22 protein-coding genes are annotated in these 23,025 nt (G+C 68.6%); 9 read left to right on the top strand and 13 right to left on the bottom strand.

Going from position 1 to position 23,025, the window contains the following annotated elements:
- Nucleotides 1-133 precede the first annotated feature (133 nt).
- The 4 genes from ftsZ to recN all read left to right on the top strand — a co-directional run bounded on the left by ftsZ (nucleotide 134) and on the right by recN (nucleotide 5,600).
- Nucleotides 134-1,774: a cell division protein FtsZ gene (ftsZ, locus tag PARJ55_RS0109695; RefSeq protein ID WP_028712852.1), complete on the top strand. Its 1,641-nt coding sequence runs from the start codon at nucleotides 134-136 to the stop codon at nucleotides 1,772-1,774.
- A gap of 234 nt (nucleotides 1,775-2,008) precedes the next feature.
- A complete protein-coding gene (gene lpxC, locus PARJ55_RS0109690) occupies nucleotides 2,009-2,950 on the top strand; it encodes a UDP-3-O-acyl-N-acetylglucosamine deacetylase (RefSeq protein ID WP_028712851.1) in 942 nt (313 codons plus the stop codon).
- Nucleotides 2,951-3,080: 130 nt separating this feature from the next.
- Entirely contained in the window at nucleotides 3,081-3,923 is an 843-nt protein-coding gene (locus tag PARJ55_RS0109685) for an outer membrane protein assembly factor BamD (RefSeq protein WP_028712850.1), read from the top strand.
- A gap of 33 nt (nucleotides 3,924-3,956) precedes the next feature.
- Entirely contained in the window at nucleotides 3,957-5,600 is a 1,644-nt protein-coding gene (gene recN / locus PARJ55_RS0109680) for a DNA repair protein RecN (RefSeq protein ID WP_028712849.1), read from the top strand.
- Here the strand turns inward: recN and PARJ55_RS0109675 are convergent.
- The 5 genes from PARJ55_RS0109675 to PARJ55_RS0109655 form a co-directional block, all read right to left on the bottom strand.
- Entirely contained in the window at nucleotides 5,597-5,911 is a 315-nt protein-coding gene (locus tag PARJ55_RS0109675) for a hypothetical protein (protein WP_028712848.1), read from the bottom strand. The two genes, recN and PARJ55_RS0109675, sit on opposite strands and share 4 nt — an antisense overlap.
- A gap of 80 nt (nucleotides 5,912-5,991) precedes the next feature.
- Nucleotides 5,992-6,867 carry a 3-hydroxyisobutyrate dehydrogenase gene (mmsB, locus tag PARJ55_RS0109670; protein WP_028712847.1) on the bottom strand — a complete coding sequence of 292 codons (876 nt, stop codon included), beginning with the start codon at nucleotides 6,865-6,867 and terminating at the stop codon, nucleotides 5,992-5,994.
- Entirely contained in the window at nucleotides 6,864-7,871 is a 1,008-nt protein-coding gene (locus PARJ55_RS0109665; protein ID WP_028712846.1) for an enoyl-CoA hydratase/isomerase family protein, read from the bottom strand. Before PARJ55_RS0109665 ends, mmsB begins: the two co-directional genes overlap by 4 nt.
- Nucleotides 7,872-9,017, bottom strand: a complete 1,146-nt coding sequence (locus PARJ55_RS0109660) for an acyl-CoA dehydrogenase family protein (protein ID WP_028712845.1) — start codon at nucleotides 9,015-9,017, stop codon at nucleotides 7,872-7,874. It lies immediately after the preceding gene.
- Nucleotides 9,018-9,221: 204 nt separating this feature from the next.
- Nucleotides 9,222-10,721, bottom strand: coding sequence for a CoA-acylating methylmalonate-semialdehyde dehydrogenase (locus tag PARJ55_RS0109655; protein WP_028712844.1), 1,500 nt, complete (start codon nucleotides 10,719-10,721; stop codon nucleotides 9,222-9,224).
- Between the two features lie 110 nt (nucleotides 10,722-10,831).
- On the opposite strand from PARJ55_RS0109655, the gene PARJ55_RS0109650 reads away from it, so the two are divergent.
- The 4 genes from PARJ55_RS0109650 (at nucleotide 10,832) to PARJ55_RS0109635 (ending at nucleotide 13,785) form a co-directional block, all read left to right on the top strand.
- Nucleotides 10,832-11,725: a LysR family transcriptional regulator gene (locus tag PARJ55_RS0109650; protein ID WP_028712843.1), complete on the top strand. Its 894-nt coding sequence runs from the start codon at nucleotides 10,832-10,834 to the stop codon at nucleotides 11,723-11,725.
- Nucleotides 11,726-11,824: 99 nt separating this feature from the next.
- The gene (locus tag PARJ55_RS0109645) at nucleotides 11,825-12,262 is read left to right on the top strand and encodes a CBS domain-containing protein (RefSeq protein WP_028712842.1); all 438 of its coding nucleotides are present in this window, start codon (nucleotides 11,825-11,827) and stop codon (nucleotides 12,260-12,262) included.
- Between the two features lie 108 nt (nucleotides 12,263-12,370).
- Entirely contained in the window at nucleotides 12,371-12,868 is a 498-nt protein-coding gene (gene coaD, locus PARJ55_RS0109640; RefSeq protein ID WP_028712841.1) for a pantetheine-phosphate adenylyltransferase, read from the top strand.
- A 53-nt stretch (nucleotides 12,869-12,921) separates the two neighbouring features.
- Nucleotides 12,922-13,785 carry a DUF2189 domain-containing protein gene (locus PARJ55_RS0109635; RefSeq protein WP_084637817.1) on the top strand — a complete coding sequence of 288 codons (864 nt, stop codon included), beginning with the start codon at nucleotides 12,922-12,924 and terminating at the stop codon, nucleotides 13,783-13,785.
- 44 nt (nucleotides 13,786-13,829) lie between these two features.
- On the opposite strand, the gene PARJ55_RS0109630 is transcribed toward PARJ55_RS0109635, so the two are convergent.
- The 8 genes from PARJ55_RS0109630 to pyrC form a co-directional block, all read right to left on the bottom strand.
- Complete coding sequence (locus PARJ55_RS0109630; protein ID WP_028712839.1) at nucleotides 13,830-14,330, bottom strand: polymer-forming cytoskeletal protein; 501 nt, start codon at nucleotides 14,328-14,330, stop codon at nucleotides 13,830-13,832.
- Complete coding sequence (locus tag PARJ55_RS0109625) at nucleotides 14,320-15,606, bottom strand: M23 family metallopeptidase (RefSeq protein WP_028712838.1); 1,287 nt, start codon at nucleotides 15,604-15,606, stop codon at nucleotides 14,320-14,322. The genes PARJ55_RS0109630 and PARJ55_RS0109625 overlap by 11 nt, the downstream gene beginning before the upstream one ends.
- Before the next feature lie 441 nt (nucleotides 15,607-16,047).
- Nucleotides 16,048-17,442, bottom strand: coding sequence for a short-chain fatty acyl-CoA regulator family protein (locus PARJ55_RS0109620; RefSeq protein WP_028712837.1), 1,395 nt, complete (start codon nucleotides 17,440-17,442; stop codon nucleotides 16,048-16,050).
- 59 nt (nucleotides 17,443-17,501) lie between these two features.
- The gene (locus PARJ55_RS0109615) at nucleotides 17,502-18,707 is read right to left on the bottom strand and encodes a multidrug effflux MFS transporter (RefSeq protein WP_028712836.1); all 1,206 of its coding nucleotides are present in this window, start codon (nucleotides 18,705-18,707) and stop codon (nucleotides 17,502-17,504) included.
- A gap of 63 nt (nucleotides 18,708-18,770) precedes the next feature.
- The gene (locus PARJ55_RS0109610; RefSeq protein ID WP_028712835.1) at nucleotides 18,771-19,133 is read right to left on the bottom strand and encodes a DMT family protein; all 363 of its coding nucleotides are present in this window, start codon (nucleotides 19,131-19,133) and stop codon (nucleotides 18,771-18,773) included.
- Complete coding sequence (locus PARJ55_RS0109605; protein ID WP_028712834.1) at nucleotides 19,130-20,629, bottom strand: replicative DNA helicase; 1,500 nt, start codon at nucleotides 20,627-20,629, stop codon at nucleotides 19,130-19,132. Before PARJ55_RS0109605 ends, PARJ55_RS0109610 begins: the two co-directional genes overlap by 4 nt.
- 238 nt (nucleotides 20,630-20,867) lie before the next feature.
- Nucleotides 20,868-21,539, bottom strand: coding sequence for an orotate phosphoribosyltransferase (locus PARJ55_RS0109600; protein WP_028712833.1), 672 nt, complete (start codon nucleotides 21,537-21,539; stop codon nucleotides 20,868-20,870).
- A complete protein-coding gene (gene pyrC, locus PARJ55_RS0109595; RefSeq protein ID WP_028712832.1) occupies nucleotides 21,536-22,579 on the bottom strand; it encodes a dihydroorotase in 1,044 nt (347 codons plus the stop codon). Before pyrC ends, PARJ55_RS0109600 begins: the two co-directional genes overlap by 4 nt.
- 140 nt (nucleotides 22,580-22,719) lie before the next feature.
- On the opposite strand from pyrC, the gene PARJ55_RS0109590 reads away from it, so the two are divergent.
- A complete protein-coding gene (locus tag PARJ55_RS0109590) occupies nucleotides 22,720-23,022 on the top strand; it encodes an antibiotic ABC transporter (protein ID WP_230376327.1) in 303 nt (100 codons plus the stop codon).
- Nucleotides 23,023-23,025: the final 3 nt, after the last annotated feature.

Here is a 23,025-nt window from a genome sequence, read left to right as displayed (position 1 = left end):
GCTCTGACCGCCATATTTGGTGGGTCACCTGTGTTTTTCGGGTGACGCTGGGGGCGAATCTGGCTAGGCTGCCCGCATAGGGGATTCGACCGGACTGCGCACATGTCCGGCGCAAACATAAGGCAGGCGAGACATGGAACGGCAGATCCACCTGATGCTGAATGATGACCAGGAACTGAAGCCGCGCATCACCGTCTTCGGCGTCGGTGGTGCGGGTGGCAATGCGGTCAACAACATGATCGACAAGCAGCTGGAGGGCGTCGAATTCGTCGTGGCGAATACCGATGCCCAGGCGCTGCAGTCCTCGAAGGCCGAAAGCCGCATCCAGATCGGTCCCAAGGTGACCGAGGGGCTGGGCGCCGGCGCCAAGCCCTCGATCGGCGCCAAGGCCGCCGAGGAAACCATCGAGGATATCGTCGATCACCTGATGGGCGCGCATATGTGCTTCATCACCGCCGGCATGGGCGGCGGCACCGGCACCGGCGCCGCGCCGATCATCGCCCAGGCCGCGCGCGAGATGGGCATCCTGACCGTCGGCGTCGTGACCAAGCCCTTCCAGTTCGAGGGCACCAAGCGCATGCGCCAGGCCGAGGAGGGCGTCGAGGCCCTGCAGAAGGTCGTGGACACGCTGATCATCATCCCGAACCAGAACCTGTTCCGGCTGGCCAACGAAAAGACCACCTTCACCGAAGCCTTCGCCATGGCCGACGACGTGCTCTACCAGGGCGTCAAGGGCGTGACCGACCTGATGGTGCGCCCGGGCCTGATCAACCTCGACTTCGCCGACGTGCGCGCGGTGATGGACGAGATGGGCAAGGCGATGATGGGCACCGGCGAGGCCTCGGGCGAGAACCGCGCCGTGCAGGCCGCCGAGAAGGCCATCGCCAACCCGCTGCTGGACGAGATCAGCCTGAACGGCGCCAAGGGCGTGCTGATCAACATCACCGGCGGCTACGACCTGACCCTGTTCGAGATGGACGAGGCAGCCGAGAAAATCCGCGAAAAGGTCGATCCCGACGCCAACATCATCGTCGGCTCGACGCTGGACCCGTCGATGGAAGGCTCGATCCGCGTCTCGGTGGTGGCCACCGGCATCGACGCCTCGGCGGCCGAACTGCCCGTGCCGCGCCGTGGCATGAAAGAGCCGCTGACCCAGCACCCGCCCGTGGCGCAAAAGTCGGTCGAGGACGAGCTGCCGGTGCCGCCGCGCCGCACCGCGCCGCTGGCCGAGGCCGCGCCGCAACCGGCCGCCGCGCCGGTCGCGCGTCCGCAGCCCGCCGCCCCGGCGGCGCGCTACGACGAGGACGACATGCCTCGCCCGGCCTATCAGCCCGACCTGCGCCAGCCGTCCGCACCCGCCGCGCAAGGCGATGCGCTGAACGGCGATGCCGGCGGCTTCGTCGCCCCGACCCGCCGTCCGCAAGCCCCGGCCGGCACCCCCTCGGATGCGGTCATGCAGCGGCTGGCCGCCGCGGTGCAGAAGGCGCCCGAGCGTCAGGCCGCCGCCCAGAACCGCGCCGCCCAGCAGCAGCCCGCCGAGCAGGGCCGGGCCCAGGGTCGCATGGGCGGGCTGAGCCGCATGCTGGAGCGCATCTCGGGCCATGGCGAGCAGGCCGAGAAGCCGGCACCCTCGACCATCGCCGAGCGCGTGAACGAGCGCGTCGCGGCCCGCAACCGCAGCGGCTTCGACGCCGGTTTCGACGATCTGGCCAGCCCCGACCGGGCCGGCGACAATGTCGAGATCCCGGCTTTCCTGCGCCGCCAGGCGAACTGAGCCGATCACATTATTTCAGCCCCGGAATTGGAAGGGACCGCCAAGGCGGTCCTTTTCCCTTTTGGGATCAATCTCTTGCAGGCAGTCCTGCGGCTGCCGATGCTGCGCCGCGGCGATTGTTTCACCCCGTTACAAAACGTTAATTGAGCAATCGCTCCGGCATGCCTAACTGAGCTTCACGCCGTGGCCACGCCCGCGGCCAACGAAAGTTCACAGCAAGCGGCAGGCAAGACCATGCAGACCACCATCGCTCAGAAAGCCCAGTTCCGCGGCGTCGGGCTGCATTCGGGTGCGGCCGTGCGCCTGGCGATCCTGCCGGCGCCCGCCGATCACGGCATCATCTTCGTGCGCACCGATCTGGGCCGCGCGCGTATTCCGGCGCATTGGGATCACGTCACCCCTTCGCAGCTCTGCACGCTGCTGGACAACGGTCGCGGCGCCACCGTCTCGACGGTCGAGCATGTGATGGCCGCGCTGGCCGGCACCGGCATCAACAATGCCGTAGTCGAGGTGAACGGGCCGGAAGTGCCGATCCTCGACGGCTCCTCGGCCCCCTTCGTCCAGGGTATCCTCGAGGCCGGCCTGCGCCAGCAACCCGGTGCGCCCTTGCGCGCCATCCGCGTGCTGCGCGAGGTCGAGGTGCAGCAGGGCGAGGCCTTCGCCCGCCTGTCGCCTGCCGACCACCTGGAGATCCATTTCGACATCGACTTCGCGGATGCGGCGATCGGCCACCAGGAAAAGCGCCTCGACATGGCCAATGGCAGTTTCGTGCACGAGCTGATGGACAGCCGCACCTTCTGCCGCCAGGCCGATGTGGTGCAGATGCAGCGGAACGGCCTGGCGCTTGGCGGCACCTATCTGAACGCCGTTGTCGTCGATGGCGACAAGGTGCTCTCGCCCGGCGGGTTGCGCCACCGCGACGAGGCGGTGCGCCACAAGATGCTGGACGCGGTGGGCGACCTGGCGCTGGCCGGTGCGCCGCTGCTGGCGCGCTATACCGGCCATCGCGCCGGGCATGCCATGACCAACAAGCTGCTGCGTGCGCTTTTCGCCCAGCCCGATGCCTGGGAATGGGTCACGCTGACCCCGGCGATGGAAAGCCGCCTGCCCGGCGCCGGGGTGCTGGCCTCGGCCGCGCGCCTTGCGCCCCGCGCCCGCCAGCTGGCCGTCGCCTGAAGGTGACGGGCATGCCGCCGCTTTTGCGGTTTTGGCATTTTGCGCAGCCCGATTTTCTGTGCTAGGACGACCGGGCCGCGCGGGCCTTCCCGCCCGTGCGGCGGCATGAATTTCTGACGGGCAGGGTGGAATGACAGGCATCAGATCGGGTTCCTTGGTCGCGGCTGTGCTGTCGTTGGGCCTTCTGGCGGGCTGTGGCGGCGGCTCGGGCAATCAGCCCGAATCATTCGAGAATTTCACCGCCGAGGAAATCTACAAGCGCGGCGAATACGAGCTTGAGAACACGCGCAAGCCGAAGGATGCGGTGAAGTATTTCACCGAGGTCGAGCGGCTCTATCCCTATTCCGAATGGGCCAAGCGCGCGCTGATCATGCAGGCCTATTCCCATCACCGCGCCCGCGACTACGAAGAGGCGCGCGGCGCGGCGCAGCGTTTCATCGACACCTATCCGGGCGATGAGGATGCGGCCTATGCGAAATACCTGCTGGCGCTTTCCTACTACGACCAGATCGACGAGATCGGCCGCGACCAGGGCCTGACCTTCCAGGCGCTGCAATCGCTGCGCGAGGTGATCGAACAATATCCCGATACGGAATACGCCCGTTCGGCCATCCTGAAATTCGATCTGGCCTTCGACCATCTCGCCGCCAAGGAGATGGAGATCGGCCGCTACTATCTGAAGCGCGGCCATTACACCGCGGCGATCAACCGCTTCCGCGTGGTGGTCGAGGAGTTCCAGACCACCACCCACACGCCCGAGGCGCTGATGCGGCTGGTCGAGGCCTATCTGGCGCTTGGCCTGAACGATCAGGCGCAGACGGCGGGGGCGATCCTGGGCCACAATTTCCGCTCCTCGCCCTTCTATCAGGACGCCTATGCGCAGCTGCGCGGCCATGGGTTGCAGCCCGAGGCGCGCGGCGACAGTTGGCTGACCCGCGTCTATCGCCAGGTCATCCAGGGCAAATGGCTGTGAGGGTGCGCTGAAGCGCGCCCTACGGGTGGGGTGATGCTGCTTTCGCTTGAAATCCGAGACATGCTGCTGATCGACCGGCTGGAACTGGCGTTCCGGCCGGGCCTGAACGTGCTGACCGGCGAGACCGGGGCGGGCAAGTCGATCCTGCTCGATTGCCTGGGCTTCGTGCTGGGCTGGCGCGGCCGAGCCGACCTGGTGCGCCAGGGCGCGAGCCAGGGCGAGGTCACGGCAGTCTTCGACCTGCCGCCCGGCCATCCCGCCCGCAGCTTGCTGGACGAGGCGGGCTTCCCGGTCTCGGACGAGTTGATCATCCGCCGCGTGAATGCCGGCGACGGGCGCAAGACCGGCTGGATCAACGACCGGCGCGCCTCGGGCGAGGTGCTGCGGACGCTTTCCGAACTGCTGGTCGAGCTGCATGGCCAGCACGACGACCGGGGGCTGTTGAATCCGCGCGGCCACCGGCTGCTGCTCGACGCCTTTGCCGGCGTTGACCTGGGCCCGACCCGTGCCGCCTGGGCCGCCCGCCGCGAGGCGCGCGCGGCGCTGGAGCGGGCCGAGGCGGCGCTGGCGGCGGCGAAGGGCGAGGAGGAATTCCTGCGCCATGCCGTGGCCGAGCTCGACAAGCTTGCCCCGCAGCCGGGCGAGGAGGCAGAACTGGACACCCGCCGCCGCGCCATGCAGGGCGCCGAGCGCATCCGCGAGGACGTGGCGCGGGCCTTGCAGGCCCTGGGGTCGGAAGGGGCCGAGGGCGCCATGCTCGACGCCGTGCGCTGGCTCGATGGCGCCGCCGAGCGCGCCGAGGGCCGGCTGGAGGCCCCCGCCGCGGCCCTGCAGCGGGCGCTGATCGAGCTGGGCGAGGCGGTCTCGGGCGTCGAGGCGGCGCTGGAGGCGATGGATTTCGACCCGCGCGACCTGGAAGCCACCGAGGAGCGGCTCTTTGCCCTGCGCGCGCTGGCGCGCAAGCATGACGTGCTGGCCGATGACTTGGCGGGCCTCGCCGACGCGCTGCGGGCCCGGCTGTCCCGCATCGACGCGGGCGAGGGGGATCTGGCGCGCCTGCGCGAGGCCGTGGCGGCGGCCGACGCCGCCTATGACGCCGCCGCGGCTGCCCTGTCGCAACAGCGCGCCCTGGCCGCCGAGCGGCTCGATGCCGCGATGGCGGCCGAGCTCGCGCCGCTGAAGATGGAGCGCGCGGTCTTCGAGACCCGGCTCTCCGGCGCCGAGCCCGGCCCCGAGGGCCGCGATGCCGTGGCCTTCACCGTCGCCACCAATCCGGGCGCGCCGGCCGGACCCCTGGACCGCATCGCCTCGGGCGGCGAGTTGTCGCGCTTCCTGCTGGCGCTCAAGGTCTGCCTGGCGCGCGGCAACGACGCGCTGGTGCTGATCTTCGACGAGATCGACCGCGGCGTCGGCGGCGCCACCGCCGATGCGGTGGGCCGGCGCCTGGCCCGGCTGGCCGAGGGGGCGCAGGTGCTGGTCGTCACGCACAGCCCGCAGGTGGCGGCGCTTGGCGGGCATCATTTCCGGGTGGCGAAATCGGTCGAGGGCGGCATGACCACCTCCAATGTCGCCGCCCTGACCGCCAGCCAGCGCATCGAGGAAATCGCCCGCATGCTCTCGGGCGAAGAGGTCACCCCGGCCGCGAAAGAGGCGGCGCGGGCCTTGCTGCAGGGTTAATCCATGATCCGGTCCACCTGCCGGATGATGGACAGCACCTGGGCGCTTTCCGGATCATAGCGGATCAGCTTGCCGTCGACGATGCCGTAGCGGCTGCCGGAAGGCGCCTCGCTCATGCCGTAAAGCCCGGGGCGCGTCACCTGATGCAGGCGCGCGCTGTCGAGGCGGTCGCCGACGCGCAGCATGCCCGGCGGCTCGGCGGCGACCTGGGCGGCCGGTGCCGCTGCCTGCCCGGCGTTCTGGGCAAGAGTAGCCGGAGCAAGGGCCAAAAGGCCGACGGCGATAAACAGGCTCTGGCGGTTGCGGAACATGGCTCCAGCCTGGCACGATAATCTTGATCAGGGATTAAACGCCGCAAACCCCTGATCGGCTCCCTCACGAATGCGAGAAATCAGTCGTGCCGGTGACGTTTTTCGAATCTCGGCAGCATGGCCGAGAAGTCGCGGCCCTTTCCGTCCTCGTCCTCGACGAAGCGGGCATAGAGGGCGGCGGCCAGCTCGCCCATCGGCGTGTCGGCATCCGCGGCCTCGGCGGCCTGCTGGCTGAGCCGCAGGTCTTTCAGCATCAGCTCGGAGGCGAAGCCCGGCTTGTAACCGTTGTCTGCAGGCGATTGCGGACCCACGCCCGGCGCCGGACAATAGGCGTTCATCGTCCAGCTGTAGCCCGAGGAGGTCGAGACCACGTCGAACATCTTCTGCCGGTCCAGCCCCAGCTTGTCGGCCAGCGCAAAGGCCTCACAGGTGGCGATCATGGTCACGCCCAGGATCATGTTGTTGCAGATCTTGGCCGCCTGGCCGGCGCCCGCCGCGCCGCAATGCACCGCCTTCTGACCCATGACGTCGAAAAGCGGCTTCACCTTGTCGAAAGCCTCGGCCGAGCCGCCGACCATGAAGGTCAGGGTGCCGGCGGTCGCGCCGCCAACCCCGCCCGAGACCGGGGCGTCCAGCGCGCCCAAGCCCACCGCCTGCGCCTGCGCCGCCACCGCGCGGGCGCTTTCCACGTCCACCGTCGAGCAGTCGCAGAACACCGCGCCCGCGGTCATGGCCGGAATTACCTCCTCCGCGACCGCGCGCAGGATGGCGCCGTTCGGCAGCATGGTGATCACTACCTCGGCGCCCTGCGCCGCCTCGGCGGCGCTGGCGGCCTTGACGACGCCCTCGGGCATCGGCGCGGCCAGGTCGAAGCCCGCGACCGCGTGCCCTGCCTTGGCCAGATTGGCCGCCATCGGGCCGCCCATATTGCCCAAGCCGATGAATCCGATCTTCATGTCCGGTCCTCCCATTCGATTTCATCCTCGCCCAGCGGCGCCAGCATCGCCGCGACATGCGCGGGGCTGGCATCGGCCGACCATTGCGGATTGCGGTCCTTGTCGATGATCTGCGCCCGCACGCCTTCCAGGAAATCGCTTTCGGCCGTGGCGCGGGCGGTGAAGCGCAGCTCGCGCGCCAGGCTGTCGCGCAGGCTGGCATCGCCGCGCGCCGCGCGCACCAGCGCCAGCGTCGCGGCCATCGACAGGGGCGAGTTGCGGCGCAAGGGCTTCAGCGCCGCCTCGTCGCCCGCCGCCTCCAGCGCGGCGACGATCCCGGCCACGGTATGGCCGCCGAAGGCCGAAAGGTCGCGGCCTTCCAGCGGCGCCTCGGGGCGGGGGTGGGGCGCGATCGCGGCCACGTCGCCGGTCTCGGCCAGCCGGTCGATCAGCGCCGGCCATTCCGCCTCTGGGATATAGCTGTCGGCGAAGCCGGTGAAGATCGCGTCGCCGGCGCCGATGCGCGCCCCGGTCAGGCCCAGATATTCGCCGCAGCGGCCGGGCGCATGGCCCAGAAGCCAGCTGCCGCCCACGTCCGGGATCAGGCCGATGCCGGTCTCGGGCATGGCGATCTGGGTGCTGTCGCCGACGATGCGGTGGCTGGCATGGCCGCCGACGCCGACGCCGCCGCCCATGACGAAGCCCTGCATGAAGGCGACGATGGGCTTGGGATACTCGGCGATCCGCGCGTTCATGCGGTATTCGTCGCGAAAGAACTCGCGCCCGACCCGGTGGTCGCCCTCCAGCCCGGCGCGATAGACGGCGGCGATGTCGCCGCCCGAGCAGAAGGCGCGCTCGCCCTCGGCGTCGATGACGACCAGCGCCACCTCCGGATCGTCGCGCCACTCTTGCAGCGCCGCGTCGATGGCCAGCGCCATCTCGTGGCTCAGCGCGTTCAGCGCCTGCGGGCGGTTGAAGGTCAGCCGCCCGGCGCGGCGGTCCTTGCGGATGATCATCTCGGTCATTCAGTCACGCTCCGCCAGCAGGGCGCGGCCGATAATCAGCCGCATGATTTCATTGGTGCCTTCCAGGATCTGGTGCACGCGCAGGTCGCGCACGATCTTTTCGATCCCGTAATCGGCAAGATAGCCGTAGCCGCCATGCAGTTGCAGGCATTGATTGGCGACCTCGAAGGCGCGGTCGGTCACATGCAGCTTGGCCATGGCGCAGAACTTGGTCGCGTCGCGCTCGCCCCGGTCCAGCTTCCAGGCTGCCTGGCGAAGGAAGATGCGCGCGGATTGCAGCGCCGTCTCCATCTCGGCCAGGCGGAACTGCAGCGCCTGGAACTGGTCCAGCGTCTGACCGAAGGCGCGACGCTCGCCCATGTAGCGCAGCGTCGCGTCCAGCGCCGCCTGCGCGCCGCCAAGTGCCCCGGCCGAGATGTTCAGCCGCCCGCCGTCCAGGCCGGCCATGGCATAGGCAAAGCCGCGGCCTTCCTCGCCGATCAGGTTCTCCTCGGGGATCACGCAATCGTCGAACTGCACCTGCGCGGTCGGCTGCGCCTTCCAGCCCATCTTCTGTTCGAGCGCGCCGAAGCTCAGGCCCGGGGTGCCGGCCTCGACCACCATGGTCGAGATGCCGCGCGGCCCGTCCTGGCCGGTGCGGACCATGACCAGGTAGCAATCCGAATAGCTGCCGCCCGAGATGAAGGCCTTGGTGCCGTTCAGCTTCCAGCCGCCCGGCACCCGCTCGGCCCGGGTGCGCAGCGCCGCGGCGTCCGAGCCCGAGCCCGGCTCGGTCAGGCAATAGGAGAACACCTTTTCCATGCTGCACAGGCCAGGCAGCCAGCGCGCCTTGTTCGCGTCGGTGCCGAACTTGTCGATCATGCCGCCGCACATGTTGTGGATCGACAGGAACGATCCGACCGAGGGGCAGGCCATGGCCAGCGCCTCGAAGACCAGCGTGGCGTCCAGACGCGACAGCCCGGTGCCGCCGTGATCCTCGCCGACATAGACCCCGCCGAAGCCCAGCTCGGCCGCCTGTGCCCACAAGGCGCGCGGGATGGTCCCAGCCTCTTCCCAGGCGCGGGCATGGGGTGCGATCTCCGCCGTCCCGAAATCCCGGGCCAGATCGAATATTGCCTGCTGCTCTTCGCTCAGCGCGAAATCCATGCTCTCCCCCTCATGTCTTTCGTGATGATGTGTCTTGCCGGTCATGGCCGGAAAATGTTGCGCAAGTTTTGCAGGCTTGCGCGAAAGGGCGGGGGTGCCGCCGCCCCGGCTTCTTTCTTGTCCAAATATCCCGGGGGAGCGTTCCCTGCACCCCGTCGAGGGGTGCGGGGAACGCGGGGGCAGAGCCCCCGCCCGCCCGAGCCGTCAGTCCATGGCCTTGAAGTTCAGCGCCACGCCGTCCTTGATGCCCGAGAACCAGCGGGCGGTGACGGTCTTGGTCTTGGTGTAGAAGCGGAAGGCGTCCGGGCCATACTGGTTCAGGTCGCCGAAGGCCGACTTCTTCCAGCCGCCGAAGGTGTAATAGCTCAGCGGCACCGGGATCGGGAAGTTGATGCCGACCATGCCCACGTTCACCCGGCTGGCGAAGTCGCGCGCCGTGTCGCCGTCGGCGGTATAGATCGCCGTGCCGTTGCCATAGTCGTTGTCCATGACCAGGTTCAGCGCATCCTCGTAGCTCGGCGCCCGCACGGTCGAGAGCACCGGGCCGAAGATCTCTTCCTTGTAGATCTCCATGTCGCGGGTCACGTTGTCGAAAAGCGAGGGCCCGCAGAAAAAGCCGTTCTCATAGCCCTGGATCTTCAGCCCGCGGCCGTCGACCACCAGCTTGGCGCCCTGTTCCACGCCGGAATCGATCAGCCGGTTGATGCGCTCCTGCGCGGCCTTGGTGATGACCGGGCCGAAATCCACGTCCTCGCCGGCGGTATAGGGGCCGACCTTCAGCTTTTCGATCTTGGGGATCAGCCGCTCGATCAGAGCGTCGGCGGTCTTGTCGCCCACCGGCACCGCGACCGAGATCGCCATGCAGCGTTCGCCCGCCGCGCCGAAGCCGGCGCCGACCAGCGCGTCCGCCGCCTTGTCTAGGTCGGCATCGGGCATGATCAGCATGTGGTTCTTGGCGCCGCCGAAGCATTGCGCGCGCTTGCCGTTGGTCGCGGCGCGGCCATAGATGTATTGCGCGATCGGGGTCGAGCCCACGAAGCCCACCGCCTGGATGGTCGGGTGGTCGAGGATCGCGTCCACGATTTCCTTGTCGCCGTTGACGACCTGCAGCACGCCGTCCGGCAGCCCGGCCTCTTGCGCCAGCTTGGCCAGCATGATCGAGGTCGAGGGCACGCGCTCGGAGGGCTTCAGGATCATGGCGTTGCCCGAAGCCAGCGCCGGGCCCATCTTCCACAGCGGGATCATCGCCGGGAAGTTGAAGGGGGTGATGCCCGCGACCACGCCCAGCGGCTGGCGCATGGAATAAAGGTCGATGCCGGGGCCGCCATTGTCGGTGAACTCGCCCTTGAGCAGCGCCGGCGCGCCCATGCAGACCTCGATCACCTCAAGGCCGCGCTGCACGTCGCCGCGCGCGTCGGGCAGGGTCTTGCCATGTTCGCGCGAGACCAGTTCGGCCAGCTTTTCCATGTTCTCGTTGATGAGCTGGCCGAATTTCATCATCACCCGCGCGCGGCGCTGCGGGTTGGTGGCGGCCCAGGCGACCTGCGCCTTCTCGGCGCTGCGCACGGCGGCGTCCAGCTCGGCCGGGGTGGCCAGCGGCAGGCGGGCGATCACTTCGCCGGTCGCCGGGTTCATCACATCGCTGAAGCGGCCCGAGGTGCCCTTGACCTCTTTGCCGTCGATCCAGTGGCTCAGTTCTTCCATGGGTGCCTCCCGAGGGTTTCGCATCTTCGGGCGGATCATAGACTTGCAGCATTGCCGGAAAAAGAGGAAGTCTGGCAAAAGGGTTTTGCATTTTTGCAAAGGCGACGGGCATGGACTGGGACGACCTGCGCATCTTTCTGGCCGTGGCGCGTGCGGACAGCCTGTCGGGGGCGGGCCGGCGGCTGGGCATCGACGCCTCGACCGTGGGCCGGCGGGTGGCGCGGCTGGAAAGCGCGCTGGGGGCCAAGCTGTTCGTCAAGACCCCGCAGGGCTACGGCCTCGCCCCCGAGGGCGAGCGGCTGCTGCCCCATGCCGAGGCGGTCGAGGCGGCGCTGAGCGGCGCCGAGGAGGCGCTGACCGGGCCGGGCGACCTGACCGGCCAGCTGCGCATCGGCGCGCCGGACGGCTGCGCGAACTACCTGCTGCCGCAGCTCTGCGCGCGGCTCTCCGAGACGCATCCGCGGCTGGAGATCCAGATCGTCGCCCTGCCGCGGGTCTTCAACCTGTCCAAGCGCGAGGCAGACATGGCCATCGCCGTCTCGCAGCCGCAGGCCGGGCGGCTGGTGGTGCAGCGGTTGACCGATTACCACCTGCACCTTGCCGCGCATGAGGATTATCTGCGCACCCATCCGCCGATCCGCTCGCGCGAGGACCTGCGCGGCCATCGCATGATCGGCTATATCGCCGACATGATCTTCGACCGCGAGCTGGACTACCTGACCGAGACCGGGGCGGAATGGGCGGCGCTGACCTCGAACTCGGTCTCGGTGCAGATGCAGGCGATCCGGGTCGGGGCGGGGCTGGGCATCGTGCATGACTTCGCGATTCCCTTCTGTCCCGGCGTGCGGCGGGTTCTGGCCGACCAGATTTCGCTTACGCGCAGCTTCTGGCTGATCCGGCACGCCGACGACCGCCGCTCGCAGCGGATGAACCGGCTGGCGGATGCCTTGGCGCAGGGCATCCGGGCCGAGGTGGCGCGGCTGCAGGCGCTGGTCTCGCCCTGAATCGCTGCGCTGCAACAGCGGGCTTGACGCAAGCGCGGGTTGAGGTGACGCTGGGCGCCAGAGGCAGCCTTCGCCAGCCCGACCCGAGGAGGAACAGCAATGCTCGTGAACCAGATCCTGTCGATGAAAGCCAGCGGCGAGATTTTCACCGTCGCCCCGGATGCCAGCGTGGCCGACGCCGCCAAGCTGCTTTCGGAAAAGCGCATCGGTGCGATCGTGGTCTCCGAGGACGGCAAGATCCCGCTGGGCATCCTGTCCGAGCGCGACATCGTGCGCGAACTGGGCAAGCGCGGCGCCGCGATCCTCGAGTTGCCGATCTCGGAACTGATGACCCGCAAGCTGATGACCTGCGCCACCGGCGAGGACGCGCTGGTGATCCTGGACCGCATGACCCAGGGCCGGTTCCGCCACCTGCCGGTGGTGAACGAGCAGGGCGAGATGGTGGGGCTGGTCTCGATCGGCGACGCGGTCTCGGCCCGGCTCAAGGAGCTCGCCGCCGAGAAAGAGGCGCTGACCGGCATGATCATGGGCAACTGAGGCCCGGCGCTCGCCCGCCGCGCCGAATCGCCGGATCGGCGCATGGCCTTGCATTTCCTTGCCGAACTTTGTTTGACTGCGGATATTCGGCGAGGAGACGCACCCATCATGCGCATCGGGCTTTATCCAGGCACCTTCGATCCCATCACGCTGGGGCATCTCGACATCATCCAGCGGGCGCTGGAGCTGGTGGACCGGCTGGTGATCGGCGTCGCCATAAACCGCGACAAGGGACCGCTTTTCGGGCTCGAGGACCGCGTCGCCATGGTGCGCGAGGAATGCGACCGCATCGTCGCCGCCCGTTCCAGCGGCGAGATCGTCGTCCATCCGTTCGAGAATCTGCTGATCGACTGCGCCCGCGATGTCGGCGCCACGGTGATCGTGCGCGGCCTGCGGGCGGTGGCGGATTTCGAATACGAATTCCAGATGGTCGGCATGAACCGGGCGCTGGACGCCAGCATCGAGACGGTGTTCCTGATGGCCGATGCCCGCCGCCAGGCCATCGCCTCGAAACTGGTCAAGGAGATCGGGCGGCTGGGCGGCGACGTGTCGAAATTCGTCTCGCCCGCGGTCAAGGACGCGCTGGTCGACCGCTTCGCGCGCTGAGGCTTTCGCTTTGCCGCCAGCCTGCTAACCTTCGCCCATTGACGGAGGAACAGATGGCCGTGACCGATACCGACCCCAAGCCGATCCCCACGCCGATCCCCGAGCCCGAACGCCCGCCGCTGCCCGATCCCTCGCCCGATCCCGGCCCGGACGAGATCCCGCTGCCCGAGGTGATCGGCTTCGACGCCATTCCGGCGGTGCTGGCGGCGGGCTGGCGGGATTTCCGCCGCGCCCCGGCCTTCGGCCTGCTCTTTGCCGCCTTCTACGTCATGGGCGGGCTGGTGCTGACGGCGGTGGCCACGGCGGCGGGGCAGGAATGGTGGCTGATGCCCTTCATCGTCGGCTTTCCGCTGATCGCGCCCTTCGCCGCGGTCGGGCTTTACGAGGTCAGCCGCCGCATCGAATCCGACCGGCCGCTGATCTGGCGCGAGGTGCTGGCCGTGGTCGTCGCGCAGAAGGACCGGCAGGTGCCCTCGATGGCCATGGTGATCCTGCTGATGTTCATGTTCTGGGTCTTCGTCGCCCATACCACCTTCGCGCTGTTCATGGGCGTTTCGGCGCTGACCAACATCACCTCCTCGGCCGAGGTGCTGCTGCAGGGCCGGGGGCTGGTCATGCTGCTGACCGGCACGGTGGTCGGGGCCGGCTTCGCGGCGCTCTTGTTCTCGATCACCGTGGTCGGGCTGCCGCTGATCCTGGACCGCGAGGTCGACCTGATCTCGGCCATCATCGCCAGCTTTCAGGCGGTGGGGGCGAATCTGCCGGTGATGCTGGCTTGGGCGCTGGTCATCGCGGCGCTGCTGTTCGCCGGCATCCTGCCGCTGTTCCTGGGGCTGTTCATCGTCCTGCCGGTGCTGGGCCATGCCAGCTGGCACATGTATCGCCGGCTCATGCCGGACCCCGAACCGATGCCATGAAAAAGGGCGGCGCAGGCCGCCCGTCTTTCCGGATGATCCCTCGATCACTCGGCCGCGTCGGCCTCGCGCGCGGCGGGGGGCGCCAGCTTCTTGGTGACGCCATTGGCCAGCGGATCTTCCTGGCGCTGCACCGAGCCCTCGAAATGGGCGCCGGATTCGATGGCGATGGTCTTGTGGATGATGTCGCCCTCGACGCGTGCGGTGGCGGTCAGGCGCACCTTGAGGCCACGGACGCGGCCGACGACGCGGCCGTTCACCACGACCTCCTCGGCCACGATCTCGCCGCGGATGGTGGCGCTTTCGCCGACCACCAGCTGATGGGCGCGGATGTCGCCCTCGACCGTGCCCTCGACCTGGATGTCGCCCTGGGTCTGGATGTTGCCGGTGACGGTCAGGTCCGAGGACAGCACCGAAGGCGTGGTGCGCGTGCGCGGCGCGGCCGCGGCGGGAATGTCGTAACTCGTGTCCAGGCTGCGCGCGGCTTCGGGCTCGGGGGTCGGCTGGGTGCGGGGGCCGGGTTCGGTCACACGGGTCTTAGAAAACATTCTGGGCTGCCTTGATGAAGCTCATGGGGTTCACGGCTCGGCCGTTCACGCGGACTTCATAGTGAAGATGTGAGCCGGTCGATCTGCCGGTATTGCCCATATCACCGATCTGGCTGCCGCGCGACACCTTTTGGCCCACCTTCACGCGAATCTTGGACAGGTGGCCATAGCGGGTCTCGGTGCCCAGCTCGTGCTGGATCTTGATCAGGTTGCCATAGCCGCGCTGCCAGCCGGCAAAGACCACCGTGCCTTCGCCGGTGGCATAGACCGGCGTGCCGACCGGCGCCGCCATGTCGATGCCCTCGTGCATCCGGCCCCAGCGCCGGCCGAAGGGCGAGGTGTAGCGGAAGGCGGCCTGCACCGGCATGGCCAGCGGCATCTTCTCTACCGCGATGCGATAGCTGTTCATCTGGTCCAGGGTGATCAGGATCTCGTTGGCCTTGGCCTCGCCCTGGGTGATCTCGGCATTGCCGCTCGAGGAATAGCCTACCGGGTTCAGCGGGCCGCCCTGGCCGGAATAGCCGCGGCGCACGGTCTTGAGGATCTCGTCCGGGTTCATGCCGACGCTGCGGAACATGTCGTCCAGCGGCTTGACCGAGACGGAAACGGCATCCTCCAGCTGGGTCAGGATCTCGTCGTTGCGGGCGACGATCTGGTCGCGCTCCAGCGTGACGGCCTCGGCCAGGCGGCGGGCGTCCTCGGCCTGTTGCACGGCCTCGCTGCGGGCGCTGGCGGCCTGCTTCAGCTCGCCCGCCAGGATGTCCAGCGCGGCCTGCAGCTCGGCGGTGCGGGCGGGGGCGGCCGCGCCGTCCTCGTCGCGCGCCTCGGCCTGGTGCCGGGCCTTGACCACCTCTTGCAGGCTGGCCTGCACCGCGCCCAGCCCGGTTTCCAGTTCGCGCCGGCGCGCCTCGGATTCCAGCAGCAGCGACTGCATGCGCGATACCTGGTCCAGCGCCACGGCAAAGCGGTTCTGCGCGGCCACCGCCTCGGCGGCGCGGCTGTCGCGTTCGGCCGAAAGATCGGTCAGCCGGGCCTCGAAGGCGCTTTGGGAACGCAGCGCCTCGTCGCGGGACGACCCGGCGCTGATCGCGTCGATGACCAGGATCGAGCTGGCGATGATCGACCAGCCGAAGACCAGCGCCGTGCCGCCAAGTGCGATCAGCTGGGTCATCGGACGCAGCCGCAGGAAGCGGGTGGTCTTGTCCGATTTCAGGAAGAGGCGCTGTTCTGGCAGCCAGCGCTCAAGCACCGAATTCAGGCTATGGGTGATGCGCAATGTCCCGGGTCCATGTTGTTTTCGCCGGACCGGCCAAGCAGGGGCGGTCGTGACGCTGCGCACGGATAAATCCGACCTGTGCCCAAAGCGCAACAGCACTGGGCCGTCTGCACGGATCTTGGGCGGATTGACGCCGATGCCCTGGCGCGCGGCGGGTGGATATTCGCCGGGGGAGAGCGGCGATTATTCCGCAACCTGGAATTGATATTCGAGCTTCGGGGGATAAGCGCCTAAAAGCAGGTCTGATTCATTTCCGTTGGTTGCGCCGGATCTTTGCCGGCCCGCCATGGTGTGGCTTGCGGGTTCCGCGCGAATCCGCTGCCTGGCAAATGGGCAGAACCGCCGGGACCGGCAAAGGTTCGCCCGGGTCGGGCGGCGGTCCGGCGGAGCCGGGACCGCGGACAGGGGAACCGGAGGCGGGCCTGCGCGTTTGCCGCCGCTTCAGGCGATCTCGTAGGGCAGCGGCCCCGGCCGGTCCGGCGGGATGCGGATATGCCGGTCCACCGGCGGCACCGAGCGTTGATGGCAGTTCGGCCGCGGGCAGATCCGGCAGGACACGCCGATCGGCTCGAACAGCTGCGGATTGCCGAGGTCCAGCCCGTCGGCATAGACCATGTCGCGGGCATGGCTGATCTCGCAGCCCAGCCCGATGGCGAAGCGCCGTACCGGCGCGCCGAAGGCGCCCCCGGGCTTCGACACGTCGCGCGCCAGCAGCAGGTATCGCTTGCCATCCGGGGTCTCGGCCAGCTGGCGCAGGAAACGGCCCGGCGTCTCGAAGGCCTGATGCACGTTCCACAGCGGGCAGGCACCGCCGAACCGGGCGAATTGCATCCGGGTGGCGGAATGGCGCTTGGTGATGGTGCCGGCCTGGTCGACGCGCACGAAAAAGAACGGCACCCCCCGGTCCCCGCCGCGCTGCATGGTCGAAAGCCGATGCGCCACCTGTTCCAGCGAGGCGCCGAACAGATGCGCCAGCCGCTCCAGGTCGTGCCGCTCGGCCCGCGCGGTTTGCAGGAAGCGGGCATAGGGCATCATCGCGGCGCCGGCGAAATAGTTGGCCAGCCCCAGCCGAGCGATGTCGCGGGCCGAGACGCTGCGGAACCGGGCCAGTTCCAGCGTCGCCTCCAGCAGGTCGGCCCGGGTCTCAAGCGCGAACAGGTGCAACAGCTGGAAGGCCTGCGTCGCGGGCTCGGCGGCGGCGTTCAGGGTGATGCGCTTGCCCTCGCGCAGGTAGACGGCGCCGCTGCCCAGCTCGGCAAGGGTGACCTCGATGCCGCGTTCGGCCAGCGCGGCGATGGCGCGCTCCAGCGGGCGCTGGTCGGGGCGCGAGCGGGCGAAATGCTCGGCGGCGCGGTCCACGGCGTCGATATAGTTGTCGCAGTAATGGAAGAAGTCGCGCACCTCTTCCCAGGGCGAGGGCGTGGCGTTCTGGGCACCGGCGCCAAGCGCCTCGTCCAGCGCCGCCAGCCGTTCCTGTCCCTGGCGATGGGCCCGATAAAGATCCAGGAAGGCGCGGGCCAGCGCCGGCGCATTGGTCGCCGCCAGCCGCAGATCGGCGCGGGGCGGCGTCGCGTCGAACAGCGGGTCGGCCAGCGCCTCGGCCATGTCCATCACCATGCGTTCGGCATCGCCCACCGCCATGGCGCCCAGATCGACCGAAAACTCCGAGGCGAGCCGCAGCAGCACCCCGGCCGAGACCGGCCGGTGGTTGTTCTCCATCTGCGAGAGATAGGGCAGCGAGACCCCCAGCCGGTCGGCGAAGGCGCGCTGGGTCAGCCCGGCGCGGGCGCGGGTCTCGCGCAGGGCGACCCCGGCATAGATCTTCTGGGTGGCCATCTGACCTCCTGGCTTTGCAAAGACAGGAATACGCTTTGCAAAGGCGCCGCCGCAAGGGGTCAGCCGCGGGCGATGACCTGCCTTTCGCGGATCATCACCCAAAGGATGAACAGGATCGAGGCGATGGCCGAGCCGGTCATGATCACCAGCAGCGGCCCGGCGCCGGAATCGTCATGCAGCAGCGCGCCGGCCAGCGCCGCCAGCCCGGCCCCGCCCGCGACCGCCATGGCTCCGCCCAGGCCGCTGGCGGTGCCGGCCAGTTCGGGCCGCACGCTCATCATGCCGGCATTGGCATTGGGCAGCAGCATGCCGTTCCCCAGCCCCATGAAGCCGACCGCGCCGAAGAACACCAGCGGCGTCAGCCCGCCGGCCAGATCCACCAGCAGCGTCGCCAGCAGGAAACCCGAGCAGATCAGTGCGCCGACGAGGATCATCCGGTTCATGCCGATCCGCGTCGAGAACCGGGCCGAAATGAAGTTCCCCAGCGCATAGCCGATCGAGGGGCCCGCGAACCAGTAGCCGACCTCGGCCGGCGTCAGGTGCAGCACGACCTGCCCCACGAAGGGCGCGCCGCCCAGATAGGCATAGAACGAGCCCGCGCTCAGCGTCGCCGCCAGCGCGTAGCCCCAGAACCGCTGCGAACGGGCCAGCACCGGATAGGTCGCGACCTGCTGGCGCAGCGGCACGCCGCCGCCGCGCGCCGTCTCGGTCAGGTCCCAGGCGCAAAGCGCCATGACGCCAAGCCCGGCGATGCCCATGGCGATGAAGCTGGCCTGCCAGCCCAGCGTCTCGTCCAGCACGCCGCCCAGGGTCGGGGCGATCATCGGCACCAGCGACATGCCCATGGTGACATAGCCGATCATGCTGGCCGCCTGCTCGGCCGGGACGATGTCGCGCACCACGGCGCGGCTGATGACGAAGCCGGTCGTCACCACCGCCTGGACCAGCCGGAACAGCATGAACCAGCCGGCACTGGGCGCCAGCAGCGTGCCCAGCGTTGCCAGCAGGAAGATCGCGAAGGAGCCCAGCACCACCGGCCGGCGCCCGAAGCGGTCGCTGATCGGGCCGCAAAGCAGTTGCAGCACCGCGCTGACCGCCAGGAAGGCCGAGACCGACAGCTGCATGAAGCCGTATTCGACGCCGAAATCCCGCGCCATCGCCGGCAGCGAGGGCAGGAAGATGTTCATCGACAGCGCGCCCGTGGCCGAAATCGAGACGAGGGTGATCAGGCTGGGCCGGCGCGGGGCGGGGGGAAGGGCGGTCATGGCGCATAGATTGCCCGAGCGGCGGACAAAGGCAACCGCCTGTTTACGCGGCGCTGTTTGGCCTCAATTCGGGGCTGCGCCGAACCTGTGAAAGATCAGGAAGGCGCCGAAGCAGATGAAGCCGAAGCCAAGGCCGATGTTCCAGGTCAGCCGCTCGCCCAGCCAGAGCCACGAGAACAGCACGAAGATCGACAGGCTGATCACCTCCTGGATGGTCTTGAGCTGCGCGGCGCTGAAATGCCCGTAGCCGCTGCGGTTCGCCGGCACCTGCAGCAGGTATTCGAAGAAGGCGATGCTCCAGCTGACCAGGATCACGACCAGAAGCGGCGCGGCCTTGAACTTCAGATGCCCATACCAGGCGACGGTCATGAACAGGTTCGACAGGATCAGCAGGCCGATGGTGACCGCAGGCACCGGCAGGTTCATTCAGAACGGTCCCAGCTGCGATGCTTTTCCAGATTGCCGAAGCGGGTGAAGCGGCCCTCGAAGGACAGCTCGACGGTGCCGATGGGGCCGTGGCGCTGCTTGCCGATGATGACCTCGGCCTTGCCGTGGCAGGCCTCCATGACCTGCTGCCAGGCCGCCATCTTGTCCAGGTCGTGGTCGGCGGGCTTCTCGCGCTCGCGGTAATATTCCTCGCGGAAGACGAACATGACGATATCGGCGTCCTGCTCGATGCTGCCGGATTCGCGCAGGTCGGACAGCTGCGGGCGCTTGTCCTCGCGCGCCTCGACCTGGCGCGACAGCTGCGACAGGGCGATGACGGGGATGTCCAGCTCCTTGGCGACGGCCTTGAGGCCCTGGGTGATCTCGCTGACCTCGTTCACGCGGCTGTCCTTGGCCGAGGCGGCGCGCAAAAGCTGCAGATAGTCCACGATCAGCAGGTCCAGCCCCATGGTGCGCTTGAGCTTGCGGGCCCGCGCGGCCAGCTGGTTGATCGGCAGCGCCGGCGTGTCGTCTATGTAAAGCGGGCAGTTCTGCAGGTCGTGCGCGGCCTTCACGAAACGGCGGAACTCGTCCTCGGTCATGTCGCCGCGGCGGATCGCCTCGCTGGGCACCTCGGCCGCCTCCGAGAGGATGCGCGCTGCCAGCTGCTCGGCCGACATCTCCAGGCTGAAGAAGCCGACGACGCCGCCCGCCACCGTGCCATGCGTGCCGTCGGGCAGCTCGCCCAGCTTGTGCGCCCTGGCGACGTTGAAGGCGATGTTCGTCGCCAGCGAGGTCTTGCCCATCGAAGGCCGCCCGGCCAGGATGATCAGGTCCGAGCGGTTCAGCCCGCCCATCTTGCCGTCCAGATCCACCAGCCCGGTCGAGATGCCCGACAGCCCGCCGCCGCGGCTGAAGGCGGCATTGGCGGCATTCAGCGCGCCGGTGACCGCGGCAAGGAAGCTCTGGAAACCCCGCTCGGCCACGCCCTGCTCGCCGAGCTTGTAGAGGACCTGCTCGGCCTCCTTGATCTGCTCCTCGGCGGAATCGCTGACCGAGACGGTCGAGGCGCGGGCGGCGATGTCCTGCCCCAGCCCGATCAGCTCGCGCCGCAGGGCGAATTCGCGGATCATCTGCGCATAGTCGCGCGCGGCATGGGAGGAGATCGCCGCCCCGGCCAGACGCGCCAGATAGGCCGGTCCGCCCAGTTCCTTGAGCCCCGCGTCATGCTCCATGAAGGCCTTGATCGTCACCGGGCTGGCCAGCGCGTTCCGGGCGATGCGCTCGGCGCAGATCTCGTAGATGCGGCGGTGGACCGGGTCGTAGAAATGCCCGGCCTTGATGATGCGCGAGACGTGGTCATAGACCTCGTTATTGGTCAGAAGCGCGCCCAGCAGCTGCTGCTCGGCCTCGATCGAAAAGGGCACCGCCTGTTCGGCGGCGGCCTCGGCGATCTCGCCGGGTTTCCTGACTTCGACGGCGCGCAACTCGCTCATCCCATGGTCTCCGACCTTCGACTCGGCTGGGGGTCGTTATCCACCTTATGCGCTCCGGGGTCCATCGGGATATGCTGTGGATAAGCTGTGGGCAGATTGCCGCCCTTGCGCGGGTGGCGAGGGCGGCATGGGTATTTGAGCAACAGAGAAGACCAGCGCGGCGCCCCGGTCTTCTCTGTTGCTCAAATACCCATTGCCACCCTGCTGCCAGGCGCCGTGCCCGCAGGCTGGGGCCAAGTCAGGGATGCGCGGCCTGCCAGGCGCGCGGATCGGTCAGGAAGCTCTCGACCTCGGAGAGCGTCGCCTCGTCGTAGAAGCCCTGCGCCTTGGCCTCGGCCAGAACGTCCCACCAGGTGCAGAGATAATGCAGCCTGACGCCATGGTCGGCCAGGCGCTGCGTGGTGTCCGGGAAGATGCCGTAATAGAAGATCACCGCCGTATGGCCGCAGGTGGCGCCGGTCTCGCGGATCGCGTCGACGAAGCTCAGCTTCGAGCCGCCGTCGGTGGTCAGGTCCTCGACCAGCAGCACGCGCTGGCCCTCGGTCATCGCACCCTCGATGCGGGCGTTGCGGCCGTAGCCCTTGGGCTTCTTGCGCACATAGGTCATCGGCAGTTCCAGCCGCTCGGCCACCCAGGCGGCGAAGGGGATGCCCGCCGTTTCGCCGCCGGCGACATTGTCGAAGGCGGCGAAGCCCGCCTCGCGGAGGACCGTCGCCGCCAGGAAGTCCATCAGTGTCGAGCGGATGCGCGGGAAGCTGATCAGCTTGCGGCAGTCGATATAGGTCGGCCCCTTCAGCCCCGAGGCATAGGTGAAGGGCTCGGCCGCGTTGAAATGCACCGCCTTGATCTCCAGCAGCATGCGGGCGGTCAGCCGGGCGATTTCCTCATGCGGGGGAAAGGGCAGGGTCATGCGGGATCCTCGAGGTGCCAGTAGAGCGGGAAGCCGGGGTCGAAGACGGTGACGGTCTCGTCGCCGGCGGGGATATGGGTCGGATAGGCGGCGGGCGTGTCGCGCCGGACCAGCCGGATGCGGTCCTCGTTGGGCTCCATGCGGTAGAAACCGGCGCCATGCAGCGAGGTGAAGCCTTCCAGCCGGTCGAGCGCATCCTCCTCCTCGAAGACCTGCGCCAGGATCGACATGGTGTTCGGCGCGGTGAAGCAGCCGGCGCAGCCGCAGGCCGATTCCTTGGCGCGGTCCGGATGCGGCGCCGAGTCGGTGCCGAGGAAGAAGCGCGCATCGCCCGAGGTCGCGGCGCGGCGCAGCGCCAGCCGGTGCGTCTCGCGCTTGGCGACCGGCAGGCAGTAGTAATGCGGGCGGATGCCGCCCGCCAGGATGTGGTTGCGGTTGATGACCAGGTGGTGGGTGGTGATGGTCGCGCCGATATCGTCGTTGGCTGCGACATAATCCACGCCGTCCGAGGTGGTGATATGTTCCATCACCACGCGCAGGCCGGGGGTGGCGCGGCGGATCGGATCCAGCACCCGGTCGATGAAAACGGCCTCGCGGTCGAAGATGTCCACCGCCGGATCGGTGACCTCGCCATGGAAGCAGAGCGGGATGCCGGCCTGGGCCATGGCCTCCAGCACGCCGCGCACCTTGTCGAAATCGCGCACGCCCGAGGCCGAATTGGTGGTCGCGCCGGCCGGGTAGAGCTTGACCGCCGAGATGATTCCCTCGGCATGGGCGGCCAGAACATCGGCCGGATCGGTGGTTTCGGTGAGGTAGAGCGTCATCAAGGGACGCAACGTCATTTCCGGGCCCAGGGCGGCGCGGATCCGGTCGCGATAGGCCGCGGCCTGCGCGCCGGTCACCACCGGCGGCACCAGGTTCGGCATGATGATCGCCCGGCCGAAATGGCCGGAAAATGAAGCCACTGCCTGCAGCATGGCGCCGTCGCGCAGATGCAGGTGCCAGTCGTCGGGGCGTCGGAGCGTTACGGATCGGATCATGATTTTCCCTCTATACCGGGTGCGGCAACAAGGCCATAGGGCAAAGGGCAATCCCAAAGTGGCTCTTGGCATTTCGCCGCCGGGGGCGCAGCCTGTCCCGCCTACCGGTCGTGCGAAGGGAATTCGGGATGGGTTTCGGAATGATGAATTATTCGGCCATGCAGGCGCCGCTGCTGCTGTGGCAGCAGATGGCGCGCATGGCCTGGGAATCGCATATGGTCATCGCATGGCGCACCGCGGGTCTGCTGGGCCTGGTGCGCCAGGATGCGGCCGAGCCGCGGCGCATGGTGGTCGAGAAGGCCGATGCCGCCACCGAGGCGCTGCATGCCGCCTTGCGTGCGGCGGGGCGCGGCGAGCGCGCCGACCGGGTCATGGCGGCGGCGCTGCGGCCCTATCGCCGGCGCACCCGCGCCAATGTGCGGCGCCTCTCGGGCAAGGGCTGACGC

Source organism: Paracoccus sp. J55, assembly GCF_000513975.1.
Lineage (GTDB): Bacteria > Pseudomonadota > Alphaproteobacteria > Rhodobacterales > Rhodobacteraceae > Paracoccus.
This window is presented reverse-complemented; position numbering and strand designations above follow the sequence as displayed.